The following is a 16,202-nucleotide window of genomic DNA, read 5'->3' on the forward strand; positions in this document are numbered from 1 at the left end:
GAATGACCATCCAGACGAACCTGATCGACCCGCTGCTGACGGCCGAGCACTGGATGGAAACGGGCCGTGCTGTTGCGATTGCGACGGTGATCGAGACGTGGGGTTCGGCGCCGCGTCCGGTTGGCAGTCATCTGGTGGTCGATGGTGATGGCAACTTCGAGGGTTCGGTTTCCGGTGGCTGCGTCGAGGGTGCGGTGGTTACCGCCGCTGCCGAGGTAATTGCCGCCGGCAAGGCGCAGATGCTGGAATTCGGCGTTGCGGACGAGACCGCCTGGCGCGCCGGGCTGTCGTGCGGCGGGCGCATCCGTGTCTTTGTCGAGAGGCTCGGCTGATGCTCCGCGACAGCCTGCAGCGTCTGAACGCCGCGCGCCGGAAGCGTCTCGCCGTCGTGCTGCTGACAGATTTTCGGGGAGAAGAGCATATCTTCCTGGAAGGCGATCCGGTCGAGCCGCCATTTGCCGCGCTCGTCGAAGGCGCCTTTCGGTCTGGCCGCTCGATGGCTTTCGACACGATAGATGCCAGCGGCTTCCTCAATGTCTACATACCTGCCCCGCGCATCGCCGTCATCGGCGCCGTCCATATCAGCCAGTATCTGACGCCGATGGCAAGGTTGGCCGGCTTCGATGTGCGCATCATCGATCCGCGCACAGCCTTTGCGACGCATGATCGCTTTCCCGATGCGCAGATGTGCACCGATTGGCCCGTCGATGCGTTGATGGCGGATCCACTCGACCGCTATACCGCCTTAGTCGCACTCACCCACGATCCCAAGATCGATGATTTTCCCTTGGCCGAGGCATTGCGCACCGGCTGCTTCTATATCGGCGCGCTCGGCAGCCGAAAGACCCACGCAGCGCGGACAGGCCGCCTTGCCGCATACGGCTTCTGTGCCGATGCGCTTTCGGCGATCCACGCGCCGATCGGGCTCGACATCGGCGCATCCAATCCAGCTGAGATCTCCGTAGCGATCATTGCTCAGGTCATCAAAGCGCTTCGCACGAGCAGCCGCCAGACGATGCCTGCGTAGCGCCTATGGAGAGGCTCACCCCCCGACGATGACGCAGATGGAAAATAGCTTGCCCGGACGCTAAGCTGCTGCACGTTCGCGACCTCGTAACCTGGAGCTTGTCGACGGAGGACGCTGCAGCACTGGTGGGATCGGTAAAGAGATGGGAGCAAAGCCGAATGTATCAATCGTCGTGCTGGCGGCTGGCTTGGCAACGCGCATGGGCTCGAATGGCGGGCACAAGCTGTTGGCCATGTTTGACGGAATGCCGCTCGTGCGTCGCTCGGCTTTGGTCGCCAAGGCCAGTAGCGCCCTTTCCATCATGGTCGTCGTCGGCCATCGGCAAGACGATATCCGCGACGTTCTCACCGGCCTGCCCCTGCATATTATCGTCAATCCCGACTACCGAGCGGGCATGTCGAGTTCACTGGCGGCCGGATTTGCCGCTGCTGTAGCCGACGGCGCCGATGGTGTTCTGATCTTGCTTGCCGATATGCCAGGCATTTCTACAGACAATCTGAATCAGCTGATTGACGCATTCCAAGTCGCGGACGGCGCCGCAATCGTTTGCGCCGCTTCTGAGGGTATGCGAGGCAACCCGGTAATCTTGCCACGGTCCCTTAACGACAGCGTTCTGCGCTTGAGGGGCGATATCGGTGCCCGCGACCTGATCAGAACATCGGAGCTGCCAGTCATTGAGGTCGAGATGGGAACCGCGGCGCTAACCGATGTCGATACCGCCGAGGCGATTATCGCTGCCGGTGGCATTCCTGTTGAGGACTGCTAAGCGATGCCGCCGCTCGACCCAGCGGATTCTCACGGCTTCTGAGCGCCTGCGGTGAAGAGTCCACGTCACCGTGGTCATCCGTCATGCAGTCTTAGCCCGATGAGGACTGTCGTCAGGTTTGAATAATATCACCTTTATGTCGAAACCCGCGTGAAGATCACACACGCGAAATTGTTCATAGCTGTTGAACGAGATCGCCGGACTAGGTGAGCTCAGATTGTTGGAAGCTCTTCCACCTCTCCAGTTTTTTCATTACGAATTCCACAGTTGAAGCCTTGTGCAGCCAGTCCCGCTTGCGTCCCGCAAGATCGCTCCCGATGTCGTCGGCGCTCAGTTCGCCCGCAAGATGCGAAAGACGTAGTCGTTAGTTCGAAACCTGCTCAAGAGCAGGGTTCTGGTGAACCTCTCGCGCTTTTGAAACCATTTGCAATCCCCGGCAATTGGCGCCAATCAATCGACCGCAACGGTGAAGCGCTTGAAATCCATCAGCGGAAAAACCATCTGACGCGCGACTTCTGCAAAATGGGGATTATCGATGACGACATTCGACGAGCGGCAGCCTGAGCAACATGCATTCGAAGCGGATGTCAGTCGGCTCCTGCACATGATGGTGCATTCGGTTTATTCCGACAAAGATATCTTCCTCCGGGAATTGATCTCGAACGCGGCGGATGCCTGCGAAAAGCTGCGCTACGACTCGCTTTCCCAGCCGCAACTCTCGGCTGACGGTATACAGCCTGGAATTCTCGTGACCCTCAATGAAGAGGCGCTGACGCTTGTCGTCGAGGACAACGGCATCGGCATGAGCCGGAGCGAGATGATCGACGCGCTTGGCACGATCGCGCGCTCGGGGACAAAGGCATTCATGGAGCGGCTTGAGGCTGCTAAGACCGGCGAGAAGGCTGAACTGATCGGTCAATTCGGCGTCGGATTCTATTCCTCGTTCATGGTGGCAGACAAGGTCGATGTGATCTCGCGGCGTGCGGGTCAGGAGGAAGCCTGGAAGTGGTCGTCCGACGGCAAGGGAAGCTACGACATCGTCGCGGCCGATTCCGTCGAGGCGCCGACGAGGGGTACCCGCGTCGTTCTGCATCTCATGGAAGATGCAAAAAGATACACCAACAAGTGGACTGTCGAAAAGATCATTCGCGATCAGTCCGGCCACGTACCTGTTCCCATTCGCCTCGTCGATAAGGAAGCGGCCGAGCCGTCGCAGATCTCCGATGGTGCCGCGCTCTGGACCAAGCAGAAGAGCGAAATTTCCAAACAGGATTACGACGATTTCTACCGTGGCGTTTCGGGTCAATACGATGAGCCGCTGACCAACGTGCATTTCCGCGCCGAGGGCCGGCACGAATATACGACGCTGGCCTTCGTACCCGGTTCCCAGCCTTTCGATCTGTTTGATCCGGATCGCAAGGGTCGGATGAAGCTCTACGTGAAGCGCGTCTTCATCACCGATGACGCCGAGTTACTGCCGCGTTACCTCCGGTTCGTGCGCGGTATAGTCGATACGTCCGATCTGCCGCTCAACATTTCCCGCGAGATGATCCAGGAGAGCCCGGTTCTCACGGCGATCCGTAAAGGCGTAACCAGCCGGATCCTTGCCGCATTGGAGAAAATGGCCGACAGCGAAACCGAGACGTTCGGCATATTCTGGGGCCTCTTCGGGGCAATCGTCAAGGAAGGTATCTACGAAGACTTCGAGCGCCGCCCGCAATTGCTCAAGCTGGCGCGTTTCCACACAACTGCTGCCGAAGGCGCGACACGGAGCTTGACGGAATACGTGGCAGTGATGAAGGAAGGGCAGTCGTCTATCTTTTACATCAGCGGCTCGAACCTGGAGCAGTTGAATGGTTCACCACAGCTCGAGGGTTTCCGGGCCAAGGGGATCGAAGTGCTGCTTTTGACCGATTCCGTAGACAGCTTCTGGCCCACCAATGTCCCTGATTTCGAGGGCAAGTTATTCAAATCGGTCACCCAGGGCCTTGCCGATTTGAATGACATCGCCGGCGAGGCAGGCACCGACGAGCAAAAACAGGAAGCCTCTTCCGAGGTTGCCGCTTTCATCGATTTCGCGCGCGCTGCTCTCGGCCAGGAGGTCGCCGATGTGCGTGTCTCCGGTCGATTGACGGAAAGTGCGGTCTGCCTGGTTGCTTCCGAGCACGGGCCTGATCGACAACTTGAGAAAATGCTCCAGGGGGCAGGGCGGCTGCAGACGGCTTCGAAGCCCGTATTAGAAATCAACGCACAGAGCCAGCTCGTCAGAAGCATCGCATCGATGGACGATCATGCCTTTCGCGAGGATGCTGCGTGGCTCCTCCTCGATGAGGCCCGCATTCTTGATGGCGACAAGCCGGCGAACCCACGGGCATTTGCGGAGCGGCAGGCAAGACTGTTTGCCTTGGCGATGGGACACGGCAAATAAAGGTTCACTACGGATCTTGGCCCATTTGGGCCGAGATCCCTTATGCGTATAAAGACCAACTGCCCCGTTCCTGAGCTCTTCGACCAGGCGGTCGTAAATTGGCACGCGAACCGAACTCCGGCGCAATATCCCGATAGTCGGCGATGTTATAACCGTTATGGGACATCGGTGAGCTGTGGCATGTTGGAAGTGTGTCCTCTCGCGGAATCAGTATCAGCCCACGGATGGCGTTTGGAAGCGGCGACGGTCGCACCATATGAGCCCACTGGAGCCTTTTGTCGTCTCAGCTCCCGTGGCTCAGGGTATGGACCGCCGGCGCAATAGTCGTTATTTGCACGCCATGTTGCGATGCTGAAAACGTCGCTGAAACATCACCGCAGATACCCAAGGCTTTTTTAAATTGAAAAAAGTACAGCGCAGCTTTGCCGTCGAGTACAAATCAGGTCGGCGAAAACTCAACTCCAAACCGAGCTCGATCTGGGCAGACACGGATCTTAAGTCCGTTGCGCAAGATATGCAGGACGAGGCAATGCCATTTATGTCATTAGCTCCTCAGGCAAGAAGCACCGGAATGCTTGTATCCGAAGAAGAACAGGCCGGGCCGTTATTGACACTGCCGATCGAGCAAGAGACAAATGCATCGGCTTTACAGGAGACCATAATGGCCGACGAAAAAGATACGACAACCAATGCTGACACGCCGGCCGCCGCGGCGCCCGATGGACTGAAGAAGGTGCGCAAACCTCGCGCCAAGAAGGTGGTGCCTGCAACCGCCTCAGCCGCCGTTTCTTCGCAACCGGCAGCGGCTTCGGATGCCAAAGCTGGAAAGCAGACGAGAGGACGCAAAGCAAAGCCTGACGAAGGGACGACGAGTGCCAAGCGTGCGCCTGTCAAACGTGCTCCGAAGGCTGTGTCGATAGCGGCTGCACCGTCGGTGGCGGCAGTTGATGAGATTTCGGATCTTCTGCAGCTCGAAGAGGAAAACCAGAGACTGCGCAAGCTGCTGGCGGAGAAGCTCCGCGCTGAAAATGCCGATCTGCGAAAGCGCCTCAACCTCGGTTGATCGGCAGCAGACGGTCAAGCGCTGGCCGCATTCTCATGCTTATTGAAGTGAAGATTTTGGCGGCGGTTCGTTCTGCCGCCAACGTTTTTGCTCGCAGTTTGCATATGCAGTAGAATTCGAGGTCGAATAAAATGGCGTCTCCATGGAAACTTCTTGCTGGGCTGGTGTCACGGCGACGCCAGCAGAAGCAAGAACACGGCTCGACCGATGATGTGAAGCCGGACGTATCAGCCATGGCCGAGCCGACTGAAGCGGCGGCCAACCGGTCGAAAGCCGCAGACCGTGCGGCCAACGAAAAGCCGGTCACCGAGGCGGTGTCGGTAGACCTGCCTCGTCATGCCGAAGAGGCGGCAAATAGTGCTGATCACACGACAGATGTGGAAAGCGCCACGCTCGAGAAAGCGGCTGATCTGGCCTCATCCAATGAGGCCGACGTAGCCGCGCACGCCTCACCAAAGGCATTGCCAGTAGGCGACGGTCCAACGCGAAAGCGCAGCAGGCGGAACAAGAAAACGAAAACCATTGCTGTCGTTCTTCCACCTTCTCCAGGCGTTGCCGCCATTTCTGACGATGCAGTGAGCCTGGATGGAGAAATCAGGCTGCTCCGGGATCAGCTGGCGACGAAGCTCAGGCTGCAAAACGCACAACTGAAGAAGATGCTGGATCGGTTCGAGCGCTGAGATTGTCATTTCCTGTCGTACCCAATTGCGGCCAGTGTGCCTTGGCTCGGAACGGGTATGAGCTGCGTTGCTGGCGAACTGGATAGGTCTGGTTGGCGGGGGTCAGACCAAGCTCGCAACGAGGTCTCCGCTCCCGCTGGGCCAAATTTCAATAGAGCAGATCTAAACGGAATTCTTTGCCACCGTCCGCTCGGGTTCGATCCTACAGCGCATGGTGGAAGCGCAAGAACTGGCAAACCTCGTTGCCTATCTCGCCAGCCCCCCGCTCATCCGCGACAAACTGCGTGCCTATTCGCCGATCTCAATCCCATCGACCTTTTCCAAACTCAGAGCCTTGCTGCGCAAACGAGCAGCCCGAAGCTTCGATGCCATCTCTCAAGCCCTCGGCGATATGGTCGGCCTCTTTTCGCGATCGCTGCCGTTGCGTGGGCCATGAAACTTTTTTTGGAATGATGTCGGCTGCTGGATGGCTCATCCGTCTTTCAATCATGATGACCGCTAAATCCTCACACCGAATTATGAAAGGGACTGAAATGGCCAAGAACACGATCTGCCTTTGGTTCGACAAAGATGCCGAGGAAGCCGCCAATTTTTATGCGCAGACCTTCCCTGACAGCGCCGTCGGAGCGATTATCCGTGCACCCGGCGATTATCCGGATGGAAAAGTCGGCAACGTCTTGGTTGTCGAATTTACGGTTGCCGGTGTCTCGTGCGTGGGATTGAACGGCGGTCCAACCTTCAAACACAATGAAGCTTTCTCATTCCAGATTTCGACGGAAAACCAGGAGGAAACCGACCGATACTGGAACGCCATCGTTGGAAATGGCGGACAGGAAAGCGAGTGCGGGTGGTGCAAGGACCGTTGGGGAATTTCATGGCAGATCACGCCGCGCGTTTTGATGGATGCGATGCGAGCTGGCGGTATTGAAGCAAAGAGAGCTTTCGACGCGATGATGAAGATGCAGAAGATCGACGTCGCCGTGATTGAAGCGGCCGTTCGGGGATAGCGTCGCCGGCGGGCGCGGATGGTGTCTCAAAGCGGCGATTGGGGATGCCGAATTCAGTCTATTCCAAACGGCGCTCTCTGCTCGGCTGGACTATACGTTACGCCGCCAATTGCCAGGCGTTGCGCCAACGACACTTGAGAAAACCCTTGTGAAATGACTTTGATCGGCGAAGCCGCAGGCGACGGCGACTTCGGCGAGCGGAGCATTTGAAGTGCGCAGCAGGGTGCGGGCGCGATCTATTCGTTGGCTGACAAGCCATTGATACGGTGTCATGCCCGTCGTCTCGCGAAAGGCGCGAATGAAATAGCCGCGAGACAGATTGCAGGCCTGCGCCACTTGCTCGATCGAGATGTCCCCTTCAAGGTTTTCGAGAAGCAGGCTTTTCGCCAGATGCTCGTGCATGCGCGACAGGCTTCGTGATCTGTTGGGGGTTGCAACGGACCGGCCGCCATAGCGTTGAACCAGGTACGTCCCGATGGCAGTAGTCATCTGGTCGATGAACAGCGCGCTGGCTTCCTCCGGTTTTTCGAGTGCCGGGATCAGCGCCCGAGCGAGTTTGGCAAGCACGATGTCTTTCGAGGCGGTTTCGGCCGCGAGCGAGGTGATGCCGGAAAGTTCAGCACCATCGGCGATCCTGATGAGAGCCGCGGGCGAGATTTCGAACAGCAGAAAATCGAAAGAACCGCCGAGATCCGCTTTGTAGGCCTCGGCCAGATCGCGAATGTAGATCGAGTTCTCCGCAAAGTCGTGGGTCGTCACATGATGTTGGTGTTGGATTTGCCGCCTGTGACCGCCGATCGAAGAGACACCGACGACGAACCCTCGGTCGCTTGCCGTTGTCATGACCTGATCGAGCCGCGCGACGCTCGTTCCCTTGCGAAAGACCGCGATATCGGAACCTGCCAGCGCCTGGTCGATCGACAACTGTTTTAGAGGACATCCGAAGGTGTCGGTTGCCGTTGCGCCGAGTGATTTCACGTGACCGTCGGAAATAGGAACCAAGACGCCAAGCTTTCGTTTTTTGAAGACCAATCTCGGCGCTCAGCCCTTCAGCGCAGCCTTCCGCAAAATCGCAGAATCTCGTCGACGAGGATGCTTTTGTTCAAGATAGATGCTTCGAAGATATATAGGAACTCTCAAATCGTGGCATCGCGACGGTCGGGCTATACCGTTCCCAGCCCGGAGGATCGAGACACATTTGAGTGAAGCGTTGGCGGTCGGCGACAGGATTGCAGCATGTTTTGGCATCGATGCGGCGAGGGCCTTGGTCATCAGGCCTCTTCGCGAGGCGAAGCTCTCTGTCGTTCATCTTGACCACGTTTATGGAGATGCGGAGCATCCTGTCTTCCTTCCGGCCGATGATGCCTTCCTGGTGATGCTTTATCTCGTCGATGTCGATCATCGCGACATCTGTCCTGACCAGACCGTCGCAGCTTTGAAGACCTATCCCAAAGGTTCTGTCTGTCTCATCAGTCTGAGGTATGGCGCCGCAATCTCAATTAGCGGTCATTTCGAGGCGCTTGCCTTTCATATCCCGAGCTCACAGTTTGCCGAGCTCGCCGAGGAGGCAGGCGAACCGCGCGTCGATGACCTTGCCACCTGCCGAGGGATTGACGATCAAGTGATCCGCAATATTGGTGGAGCACTGATGCCGATGTTTGACATGCCGGACGAAGTCAGGGATCAGCTGCTTCCCCATATAGGGCTGGCGTTAAACGCCCATCTCGCCCATCGTTACGGACGCTCACCCGCACAGCGGCTGTCGGCCAGCGGTCGGCTGTCTCCCATGCAGGAAAAGCGCATCAAGGCGTACATGGTCGCAAATCTGTCGGCCAACGTGACCGTCGATCAGATCGCCGATGCCACCGGTTTTTCAGTGGATGAGCTCCGTTCAGGCTTCTTGAATACAACCGGGCAGTCCGTTGCCGAATGGATGTCGGCGTACCGAATGACCAGGGCTAAATCACAGCTGAGCAGGACCGGTGATACCATCGCCCAGGTGGCCGCGAGCTGCGGTTTTGCTGATGAGGACGCATTCATCGACACCTTCTCGAAGACTGTGGGAACGGCTCCGGCGGAGTGGCGCGCACACAATCGCCACTAGGCGAGTTGAAGCTCGAGCGGCGCTGCACCGCGATTTCCCTCGACCTCGGTTTCAAGGAAAAGCGCCGATAACGTCGTGGTGAAAACAGCTTTAGACGCGATGTGCGCGGTCCGGATGCGGCACTGAAGCCGCACCCGGACTGACAATCAGGCTTCGACGAACGCCACCAGATCGGCGTTCAGGGCATCGGCATGGGTGGTCAGCATGCCGTGCGGATAGCCCGTGTAAACTTTCAATGTACCGTTCTGCACCAGTTTGGCCGACAGCCGGCCGGCATTATCGATCGGCACCACCTGATCGTCGTCGCCGTGCATGACGAGAGTCGGAACGGTGATCGCCTTCAGGTCTTCCGTCTGGTCGGTTTCGGAGAAGGCCTTGATTCCATCGTAGTGGGCCTTGGCGCTGCCCATCATGCCCTGCCGCCACCAATTCTGGATGACACCCGGGTAGACCTTCGCATCGGCCCGGTTGAAGCCATAGAACGGACCGGTGGGGAAGTCGATGAACAGCTGCGCGCGGTTTTCAGCGACGCCCTTGCGAATGCCGTCGAACACTTCCAGTGGAACGCCACCTGGATTCGTCTCGGTCTTCAGCATCAGCGGCGGTACGGCGGAAACCAGAACCGCCTTGGCGACGCGCCCGGCCGGCTGGCCGTATTTTGCGACGTAGCGGGCGACTTCTCCCCCGCCGGTCGAATGGCCGATATGAACGGCATTCTTCAGATCGAGCGCTTCGACGACAGCGAAGGCGTCGGCGGCATAGTGGTCCATGTCGTGTCCGTCGGAAACCTGTGCCGAACGGCCGTGACCCCGACGGTCATGGGCGACGACGCGGTAACCCTTCGACAGGAAGAACAGCATCTGCGCGTCCCAGTCGTCCGACGACAGCGGCCAGCCATGGTGGAAGACGATCGGCTGGGCATCCTTACGCCCCCAATCCTTATAAAAAATCTCGACGCCGTCCTTGGTGGTGATGTAGCCCATTCTCTTGTCTCCTTGATTGAGGTGGGGTGGAAAACGTTGGCCGCCGATCGCGGGTGAGCAGCTATTTCGCGTCGCCTTCCGGTGTCTCGATCTCCGCGATCAGTGCCAGGAGACCGAGCAGCGGCGGGATCGCAAGGCACCAGATGCCAAGCCACATGAAGGCTGCGGCGGCGACACCGCAGCCGATGGCGAATGCGCAGACGCTCGTCAGCATCTTGATCATCCGCTTCTTGGCGGCACTTTTCGCTTCCAGGCTTTCGCCGCGAATGACATCAGCCAAATCGATCATGATTTGGGTGGTGTTGCCGGTCATCATCGTCGTCGGTGGTGCCTTCGCCAGATGGATTTTATGCGCGGCGTTCTGGATCGCCATCGCGGCCACCAGCACCATGCCCGTCAGGATCGCCGGCCATCCGTCTCCCTTCGGGAAAGGACCAAAGGAAACCGCAAGGACCGCCGCCACGACAAGCAACAGCAGCTTCACCCTCATCATCGTGCTTAAAACCGCGTATCTGCGCCTGGCGAGCCAGAAGCTCGCCAGTCTGGTTACAAGAATGACAGCGCAGAAGACCGGCAGAGCAAGAAGCTTGGCGATAATCCCGGACGTGCCGAGCACAACGGCCGCGCCGAATGTCACGAAATTCCCTGTGACATGCGCCGTGAACAGCCCCTGAAGCGCCAGAAAGCCTGCTGTGTCGACGTATCCGGCGTCGAAGCTCAAGACCGTTGCAAGAGAGATTTTTTTCATACGTGCTTTTCCTCTGCCGTCCCGGTGCGGGAGAATCTCGGCGTGGCGCCGAGACAGCTTTTATTCTTCTGGCCGCCGGCCTGGCGGATCGTTTCGCCGACGTCGTAACGAATGAACTCGATGGCACCCTTCAGGTTGGCATTGAAGGCGTTGTCCATGCGTACCTGGGCATAGCGCCCCTTGATGTCCCGCCGCGCGCCACGTTGTCTGAAGCGGCGACACTCGGTGGGACATCGACAGCATCCTTGGTCGTCCCGCCGTCACAGCAGGCCCGAGCGGCCGGTCATTCCGAGACAAGCGGTGCGTGGATCTCGGCGATGTATCCGCCGGGGAACTGAACGATGGCTGCCTGACGCTTGTCCGACTTGTAAGGCTGGACGAGCACGGTCGCGCCGGAAGCGGTGGCCTTCGCGAGGGTTGCATCGAGATCCTTCACCGCATAACCGGTGGTCTCATAGCCAAAAGGGTAAGGAAGATGGCCATCGGTCACGAGGACCGACATGTTGCCGAAGTCCGATGTGATCCGGACGCGCCGGTAGCTGTCGCTCTGGCGACCGATCTCGACGCCGGGTGCCCTTTTGTCGTCGGAGACGATCTTGCCCTTCGAGAAGGTCAGGAAATCATCAATGAAAGCGCCGACGGAATCCTTTGAAACATATATCCTGTTTTCAGGGACCGAATCGAACTTGGGATAGTCCGGTGCCTTGGTGTGCCAGTAGAGCTGCATGTTGACGCCGCCCGGCCATTGGATGACGGCATCGCGGCCGATCGGATCAGGGAAGGCATCGACAATGACCGAGGCTCCCGCATTTCGAGCATCGCGGACCGCCCGGTCCATGTCCGTCACGAGATATCCTGTCCGTTCCTTGCCGAAGGGATAGGGGATCGGCGTCTTGAAGCCGAACAGCGAGACTGTGCCTGCGGGCGTTTGGATCAGTTGAGAGGTCGTGCTGCTCGGTGTCGGCGTCACCGTGGCGACGATTTGCTTGGTCGATGCACCGCCGAACGTGGCGACGAAACTCGCCGCGAAGGCATCGACGTCGGTTACCGGAACATAGACATGAGTGGTGTCGTATTGGGCGCCAACCGCCACGTTCTTGCCGGCAGCCCCTGCGGCTGTAGCAGAAGAGGCCATGATCGTAGCGACGGCGACGGCAACGGCGAATTTCAATCCAGCTGATGGAAAGGTCATGGATACATCCTCATGGTTAGGTCGGTTCCGGCGGGCATATGTCTGTGAAGGGATAGTGGCTCTGGCGTCAGAATTGAACAATTACAATAATTCCGCCGATTGAATTGCCCGTTTTGCAATAATGGGGAACCGGAAGTCTGGTCGGACCGATAGTTTCGATGGCTGGTTATCGGCGATTTTGAGCGCCATTTCGTGGAGGTCGAATTCATGCTCGAGCTGTCGCATGACGGCCTCGTGGATCTCGCCAGCGCGGTGCGTTCTCAAGATCTCAGCCCGACCGGCTTTGGCTCAGAAATGGAGGGATTTGACGTCATCATGGCAGGCATCAGACGATGCGCTCTATTTTCCTCTCGCGCGTTTGCGCAGGTCGACAAGAGCAACGAAGACGAAGGCACCGCTAAGACCGACATGCTCGAAGAAGCCGTTCATGGCTGCCGAATGCACGGATCCGGCCGGGATCTCCCAGAACCGCAGGGCAAGGAATGTCGCCATCAGGGTGAATATCGCCAGGGCAAGTGCCCCCAGCCAGCGCAAGCGCCCCGAAAGGATGAGGGCGGACATGGCGAGTTCGAAGATCGGCACGCCGACTGCAAAAAGTGGCGCCGGAGCCAGCCCGAAATGGTTCATCTCGGCGACGGCCCCCTGGAAGTCGAGAGCCTTCGTCAGCGGACCCTGGATGTAGGCGGAGCAGAGCGCGAGCAATGCCAGGAATTCGGCGACGGAAGCCTTGCCGGCGAAGCTGCCGGTTTCTTGAGCATGGATGGTCGTCATAGGAGTATCCTCAAAACACCTGTGATCGCGCCGACGTCGAAGCGATCACCGGGAGATTGAATGCTTTCGCTGTCCTTGCCAGCGCGACCATGGCGCTGAGAAGGAGCTGACGATCCGTCGACCCGACGCCAAAAGGCGAGACCGGTTTGTTGATCGATCATCTGGACGGCTGGCTGAGCCGGTTCAAGGAGTAGAATAGCGGACATGATTTCTCCGGGCTGCGGCCATATCGCCTGGCCTCGTCGTTCGTCGGGAAGCTCCTCTACAGATCGTGCCGCAAAGGGAGCTTGTATGGGTAGACCGCGTTCTCAGACGGCCCAGCAGGAGCAGCCGAGGGCGCCAAAGAAGCCCTTCAGGTCGGCGATAGGAAGCTTCGATGTCCAGGCACCGGCATGATCGTGGCCATGGACGCCGCAATCGCTGGCGCAGCCGCAGGAGGCGATCGCCGTACGGCGCAGCGAGTGTCTGCCTGCACCGTCGGGCTCGCCCCAAGCGGCATAACCGCCGAACTTGCGAACCGGTGACCAGTCCGGCATGGCGGGTGGGATATCGCTCTGATCCAGGGTGGCAAAAGTGCCGGCACCGTAGACGATCTTGCCGCCCACCATGGTGAGTTCCGACGTCAGGAACGAAATCTCGTCCTCGGCGCAGGCGAAGAAGTCCTTGTCCGGGACGACGAGATCGGCAAACTGGCCCTTTTCGATGCGTCCCTTCTTGCCCTCCTCGTTGGAGAACCAGGTGACCTTTTCGGTCCACATCCGAAGCGCCGTCTCACGGTCGAGACAATTGGCACGCGGGTAGAGCTGCATGCCGCCGACAGTCTTGCCGGTGACCATCCAGGACAGCGAGACCCAGGGGTTATAGGAGGCAACGCGGGTCGCATCCGTGCCGGCCGAGACGTTGACACCTTTGTCCAGCATGCGCCGGATCGGCGGAGTGGCTTCGGCGACACCGTGGCCGTAGCGCTCGACGAAATATTCGCCCTGATAGGCCATGCGATGCTGGGTGGCTATGCCACCGCCGAGTGCTGCGATGCGATCGATCGAGCGTTCCGAAATCGTCTCGGCATGATCGAAGAACCAGTTCAGGCCTTCGAGCGGGATATCCCTGTTGACCTTCTCGAAGACGTCGAGTGAGCGGCTGATCGTTTCGTCATAGGTGGCGTGAAGACGCCACGGCCAGCGGTTTTCGGCCAGCACCCGAACGACGTCTTCCAATTCGCCTTCCATTTCCGGCGGCATGTCCGGGCGGGGCTGGCGAAAATCCTCGAAGTCCGCGGCGGAAAACACCAGCATCTCGCCGGCGCCGTTGTGACGGAAATAATCGTTGCCCTGCTTGTATTTGACCGAGGCCGTCCAGTTGAGGAAATCCTCTTTCTCCTGCTTCGGCTTCTGGGTGAAGAGGTTGTAGGCGAGGCGGACCGTAAGCTGGTCCCCGTCAGACAGTTTCTGGATGACCGCGTAATCGTCCGGGTAGTTCTGGAAACCGCCGCCGGCATCGATGACGCCGGTGATGCCCAGGCGGTTCAGTTCCCGCATGAAGTGGCGGGTCGAATTAACCTGATAGTCGAAAGGCAGTTTCGGTCCCTTGGCGAGTGTCGAATAGAGGATGCCGGCGTTCGGCTTGGCCAGCAGCAGGCCGGTCGGGTTGCCGTTGGCGTCGTGCGTGATCTCGCCGCCAGGCGGGTTGGGCGTGTCCTTCGTGTAGCCCACGGCCCTGAGGGCCGCGCCGTTCAGCAAGGCCCGGTCGTAGAGGTGCAGCAGGAAGACCGGCGTGTCGGGCGCGACGGCATTGATCTCCTCGATGGTCGGCAGGCGCTTTTCGGCGAACTGGTGCTCGGTGAAGCCGCCGACGACGCGCACCCATTGTGGAGCGGGTGTGATGGCCACCTGCCGCCTCAGCATGTCCATGGCGTCGGCTAGCGAACGGACGCCGTCCCAGCGCAGCTCCATGTTAAAGTTGAGGCCGCCGCGCACGACATGGGTATGGTTGTCGATCAGGCCGGGAAGCGCGCGCTTGCCCTTGAGGTCGACGATCTTTGTATCGGGCCCGGCCAGTGCCATGATCTCGCTGTCGCTGCCGACCTCCAGGAACATACCGTCCTTGACGGCGACCGCTGTGGCGCTCGGATTTGTACGATCAAGCGTCGTGATCAACCCGTTGTGAAGGACGATATCGGCGTGCATGGCAGCGGCTCCGGTCGTGGTGGGATCGGCGGCATTGGCCGGCGAAAACAGGTTTGAAAAGGCGAGGCTCGATGCTGCGCCCAGGAACGTGCGGCGCGTCGTCATCAGCTTTTCCCCGATGTTGAATCTTCGTGGGGCGGGTTCACCGCCACCACGTTTTGCCGGCCTTTCGGGAGGTGCCCGAACATGTGCGGCTTTACCTGGTGAAGCCAGGAGACGGCGGCAGGCTCACGAGCCCAGATGCTTTTTGCCAATGGCACGAGCTGCTCGCCGACAAGAATTCCGAGCAGCCCGATGAGCGCGACGACAGGCGGGGCAGGCGAGCGGACATTGAGCAGGCTGTAGATCACGCCAACCAGCAGGCCGGCACCAAGTGACAGGAGATAGACTTTCATGGAGAAGACCTTCGCTTGAGAAGCAATTTGCTCCGGCAATTGGCGCACGACCGGAGCAATGCCCGCATCTACTTGGCAGGGTTCGGGCCGATCCGCTTGCCATGGCTGACCCGCTCGGCGCCGCCGTGGACGTGGGTGACGGCATAGTCGATACCCATGCCGTAAGCGCCGGAATGCTCCTTCACCAGCGACGTGACCGCGTCGTAGGTTTTTTTGCGGGCCCAGTCGCGCTGCCATTCGAGCAGGACCTGCTGCCAGGTCACCGGAACGACGCCGGCCTGCACCATGCGGTCCATCGCATATTTGTGCGCATCGACGGAGGTGCCGCCGGAGGCATCGGCGACCATGTAGATTTCGTAGTCGGTATCGTACATGCAGGAGAGCGCGAAGGTGGTGTTGCAAACCTCCGTCCAGAGGCCAGCGACGACAATCTTCTTGCGGCCATCGGCAGCGTGCTTGGCCAGCGCGTCGCGGACGTTCTGGTCGTCCCAGGAATTCATCGACGTGCGCTCAAGGATATCATTGTCCGGGACGACAGCGAGCAGTTCCGGGAAAGTGTTGCCCGAAAAGCTGTCGGTCTCGACGGTGGTGATGGTGGTCGGGATGTTGAATATCCTCGCCGCCTTGGCAAGACCGACAACGTTGTTCTTCAAGACCTGGCGGTCGATCGACTGAACACCGAAGGCCATCTGCGGCTGCTGGTCGATGAAGATGATCTGACTGTTCTGCGGGGTCAGGACCTGAAGCTTGCTGGACATCTCGTGTCTTCCTTTGACTAGGGTTGAAGGTAGGTAATGGGGCAGGGAAGGCGGCACGTCTTGAAAGTTATGCCGCCGTATTGTCGGAAAGCGA

At 59.1% G+C, this 16,202-nt stretch carries 19 protein-coding genes; 9 read left to right on the forward strand and 10 right to left on the reverse strand.

Annotated elements, in window-relative coordinates; translation table 11 throughout:
* Positions 1-2: 2 nt before the first annotated feature.
* The 8 genes from AC25BC_RS32950 to AC25BC_RS32985 all read left to right on the forward strand — a co-directional run bounded on the left by AC25BC_RS32950 (position 3) and on the right by AC25BC_RS32985 (position 6,971).
* On the forward strand, positions 3-332 hold the full coding sequence (locus AC25BC_RS32950; RefSeq protein ID WP_113548369.1) for an XdhC family protein: 330 nt from the start codon (positions 3-5) through the stop codon (positions 330-332).
* Positions 332-1,027 carry an XdhC family protein gene (locus AC25BC_RS32955; protein WP_128439981.1) on the forward strand — a complete coding sequence of 232 codons (696 nt, stop codon included), beginning with the start codon at positions 332-334 and terminating at the stop codon, positions 1,025-1,027. The genes AC25BC_RS32950 and AC25BC_RS32955 overlap by 1 nt, the downstream gene beginning before the upstream one ends.
* A 142-nt stretch (positions 1,028-1,169) precedes the next feature.
* A complete protein-coding gene (locus AC25BC_RS32960) occupies positions 1,170-1,793 on the forward strand; it encodes a nucleotidyltransferase family protein (protein WP_128439980.1) in 624 nt (207 codons plus the stop codon).
* A gap of 535 nt (positions 1,794-2,328) precedes the next feature.
* Positions 2,329-4,221, forward strand: coding sequence for a molecular chaperone HtpG (gene htpG / locus AC25BC_RS32965; protein WP_128439979.1), 1,893 nt, complete (start codon positions 2,329-2,331; stop codon positions 4,219-4,221).
* Between the two features lie 400 nt (positions 4,222-4,621).
* Positions 4,622-5,284, forward strand: a complete 663-nt coding sequence (locus tag AC25BC_RS32970; protein WP_128439978.1) for an MreC domain-containing protein — start codon at positions 4,622-4,624, stop codon at positions 5,282-5,284.
* A 131-nt stretch (positions 5,285-5,415) separates the two neighbouring features.
* A complete protein-coding gene (locus AC25BC_RS32975) occupies positions 5,416-5,964 on the forward strand; it encodes a hypothetical protein (protein WP_128439977.1) in 549 nt (182 codons plus the stop codon).
* A 211-nt stretch (positions 5,965-6,175) separates the two neighbouring features.
* Positions 6,176-6,400 (forward strand): hypothetical protein, encoded by a 225-nt coding sequence (locus AC25BC_RS32980; protein ID WP_164903041.1) that lies wholly within the window; start codon positions 6,176-6,178, stop codon positions 6,398-6,400.
* A gap of 97 nt (positions 6,401-6,497) precedes the next feature.
* Positions 6,498-6,971: a VOC family protein gene (locus AC25BC_RS32985; RefSeq protein ID WP_128439998.1), complete on the forward strand. Its 474-nt coding sequence runs from the start codon at positions 6,498-6,500 to the stop codon at positions 6,969-6,971.
* Between the two features lie 90 nt (positions 6,972-7,061).
* On the opposite strand, the gene AC25BC_RS32990 is transcribed toward AC25BC_RS32985, so the two are convergent.
* Positions 7,062-7,895: a helix-turn-helix domain-containing protein gene (locus AC25BC_RS32990; protein WP_128439997.1), complete on the reverse strand. Its 834-nt coding sequence runs from the start codon at positions 7,893-7,895 to the stop codon at positions 7,062-7,064.
* Between the two features lie 286 nt (positions 7,896-8,181).
* Here AC25BC_RS32990 and AC25BC_RS32995 point away from each other — a divergent pair, with 286 nt between their 5' ends.
* The gene (locus AC25BC_RS32995; protein WP_128439996.1) at positions 8,182-9,075 is read left to right on the forward strand and encodes a helix-turn-helix transcriptional regulator; all 894 of its coding nucleotides are present in this window, start codon (positions 8,182-8,184) and stop codon (positions 9,073-9,075) included.
* A 146-nt stretch (positions 9,076-9,221) separates the two neighbouring features.
* Here AC25BC_RS32995 and AC25BC_RS33000 read toward each other — a convergent pair whose 3' ends face one another.
* The 9 genes from AC25BC_RS33000 to AC25BC_RS33040 all read right to left on the reverse strand — a co-directional run bounded on the left by AC25BC_RS33000 (position 9,222) and on the right by AC25BC_RS33040 (position 16,108).
* Positions 9,222-10,058: an alpha/beta fold hydrolase gene (locus AC25BC_RS33000; RefSeq protein WP_128439976.1), complete on the reverse strand. Its 837-nt coding sequence runs from the start codon at positions 10,056-10,058 to the stop codon at positions 9,222-9,224.
* Between the two features lie 61 nt (positions 10,059-10,119).
* Positions 10,120-10,806, reverse strand: a complete 687-nt coding sequence (locus AC25BC_RS33005) for a YoaK family protein (RefSeq protein WP_128406085.1) — start codon at positions 10,804-10,806, stop codon at positions 10,120-10,122.
* On the reverse strand, positions 10,803-10,964 hold the full coding sequence (locus AC25BC_RS33010) for a hypothetical protein (protein WP_164903043.1): 162 nt from the start codon (positions 10,962-10,964) through the stop codon (positions 10,803-10,805). The genes AC25BC_RS33005 and AC25BC_RS33010 overlap by 4 nt, the downstream gene beginning before the upstream one ends.
* Positions 10,965-11,089: 125 nt before the next feature.
* Entirely contained in the window at positions 11,090-11,998 is a 909-nt protein-coding gene (locus tag AC25BC_RS33015; RefSeq protein ID WP_128439975.1) for a glyoxalase, read from the reverse strand.
* Positions 11,999-12,337: 339 nt separating this feature from the next.
* Positions 12,338-12,769, reverse strand: coding sequence for a DoxX family protein (locus AC25BC_RS33020; protein ID WP_128439974.1), 432 nt, complete (start codon positions 12,767-12,769; stop codon positions 12,338-12,340).
* A complete protein-coding gene (locus tag AC25BC_RS33025) occupies positions 12,766-12,975 on the reverse strand; it encodes a hypothetical protein (RefSeq protein WP_245459894.1) in 210 nt (69 codons plus the stop codon). Before AC25BC_RS33025 ends, AC25BC_RS33020 begins: the two co-directional genes overlap by 4 nt.
* Positions 12,976-13,077: 102 nt before the next feature.
* Positions 13,078-15,060 carry an amidohydrolase gene (locus AC25BC_RS33030; RefSeq protein WP_128439973.1) on the reverse strand — a complete coding sequence of 661 codons (1,983 nt, stop codon included), beginning with the start codon at positions 15,058-15,060 and terminating at the stop codon, positions 13,078-13,080.
* Positions 15,060-15,350 (reverse strand): XapX domain-containing protein, encoded by a 291-nt coding sequence (locus AC25BC_RS33035; protein WP_017997042.1) that lies wholly within the window; start codon positions 15,348-15,350, stop codon positions 15,060-15,062. The genes AC25BC_RS33030 and AC25BC_RS33035 overlap by 1 nt, the downstream gene beginning before the upstream one ends.
* A gap of 68 nt (positions 15,351-15,418) precedes the next feature.
* Complete coding sequence (locus AC25BC_RS33040) at positions 15,419-16,108, reverse strand: hydrolase (protein ID WP_017997043.1); 690 nt, start codon at positions 16,106-16,108, stop codon at positions 15,419-15,421.
* Positions 16,109-16,202: the final 94 nt, after the last annotated feature.

Source organism: Rhizobium sp. WSM409, from assembly GCF_057653825.1.

Excerpts from the sequence above, each read along its gene's own strand:
- htpG (WP_128439979.1), top strand. The coding sequence starts at position 2,329 with ATGACGACATTCGACGAGCGGCAGCCTGAGCAACATGCATTCGAAGCG.
- AC25BC_RS33020 (WP_128439974.1), bottom strand. The coding sequence starts at position 12,769 with ATGACGACCATCCATGCTCAAGAAACCGGCAGCTTCGCCGGCAAGGCT.
- AC25BC_RS32980 (WP_164903041.1), top strand. The coding sequence starts at position 6,176 with ATGGTGGAAGCGCAAGAACTGGCAAACCTCGTTGCCTATCTCGCCAGC.
- AC25BC_RS33040 (WP_017997043.1), bottom strand. The coding sequence starts at position 16,108 with ATGTCCAGCAAGCTTCAGGTCCTGACCCCGCAGAACAGTCAGATCATC.
- AC25BC_RS33035 (WP_017997042.1), bottom strand. The coding sequence starts at position 15,350 with ATGAAAGTCTATCTCCTGTCACTTGGTGCCGGCCTGCTGGTTGGCGTG.
- AC25BC_RS32975 (WP_128439977.1), top strand. The coding sequence starts at position 5,416 with ATGGCGTCTCCATGGAAACTTCTTGCTGGGCTGGTGTCACGGCGACGC.
- AC25BC_RS33015 (WP_128439975.1), bottom strand. The coding sequence starts at position 11,998 with ATGACCTTTCCATCAGCTGGATTGAAATTCGCCGTTGCCGTCGCCGTC.
- AC25BC_RS33030 (WP_128439973.1), bottom strand. The coding sequence starts at position 15,060 with ATGACGACGCGCCGCACGTTCCTGGGCGCAGCATCGAGCCTCGCCTTT.
- AC25BC_RS32985 (WP_128439998.1), top strand. The coding sequence starts at position 6,498 with ATGGCCAAGAACACGATCTGCCTTTGGTTCGACAAAGATGCCGAGGAA.
- AC25BC_RS33000 (WP_128439976.1), bottom strand. The coding sequence starts at position 10,058 with ATGGGCTACATCACCACCAAGGACGGCGTCGAGATTTTTTATAAGGAT.
- AC25BC_RS32955 (WP_128439981.1), top strand. The coding sequence starts at position 332 with ATGCTCCGCGACAGCCTGCAGCGTCTGAACGCCGCGCGCCGGAAGCGT.
- AC25BC_RS32950 (WP_113548369.1), top strand. The coding sequence starts at position 3 with ATGACCATCCAGACGAACCTGATCGACCCGCTGCTGACGGCCGAGCAC.
- AC25BC_RS32960 (WP_128439980.1), top strand. The coding sequence starts at position 1,170 with ATGGGAGCAAAGCCGAATGTATCAATCGTCGTGCTGGCGGCTGGCTTG.
- AC25BC_RS33010 (WP_164903043.1), bottom strand. The coding sequence starts at position 10,964 with ATGGACAACGCCTTCAATGCCAACCTGAAGGGTGCCATCGAGTTCATT.
- AC25BC_RS33025 (WP_245459894.1), bottom strand. The coding sequence starts at position 12,975 with ATGTCCGCTATTCTACTCCTTGAACCGGCTCAGCCAGCCGTCCAGATG.
- AC25BC_RS33005 (WP_128406085.1), bottom strand. The coding sequence starts at position 10,806 with ATGAAAAAAATCTCTCTTGCAACGGTCTTGAGCTTCGACGCCGGATAC.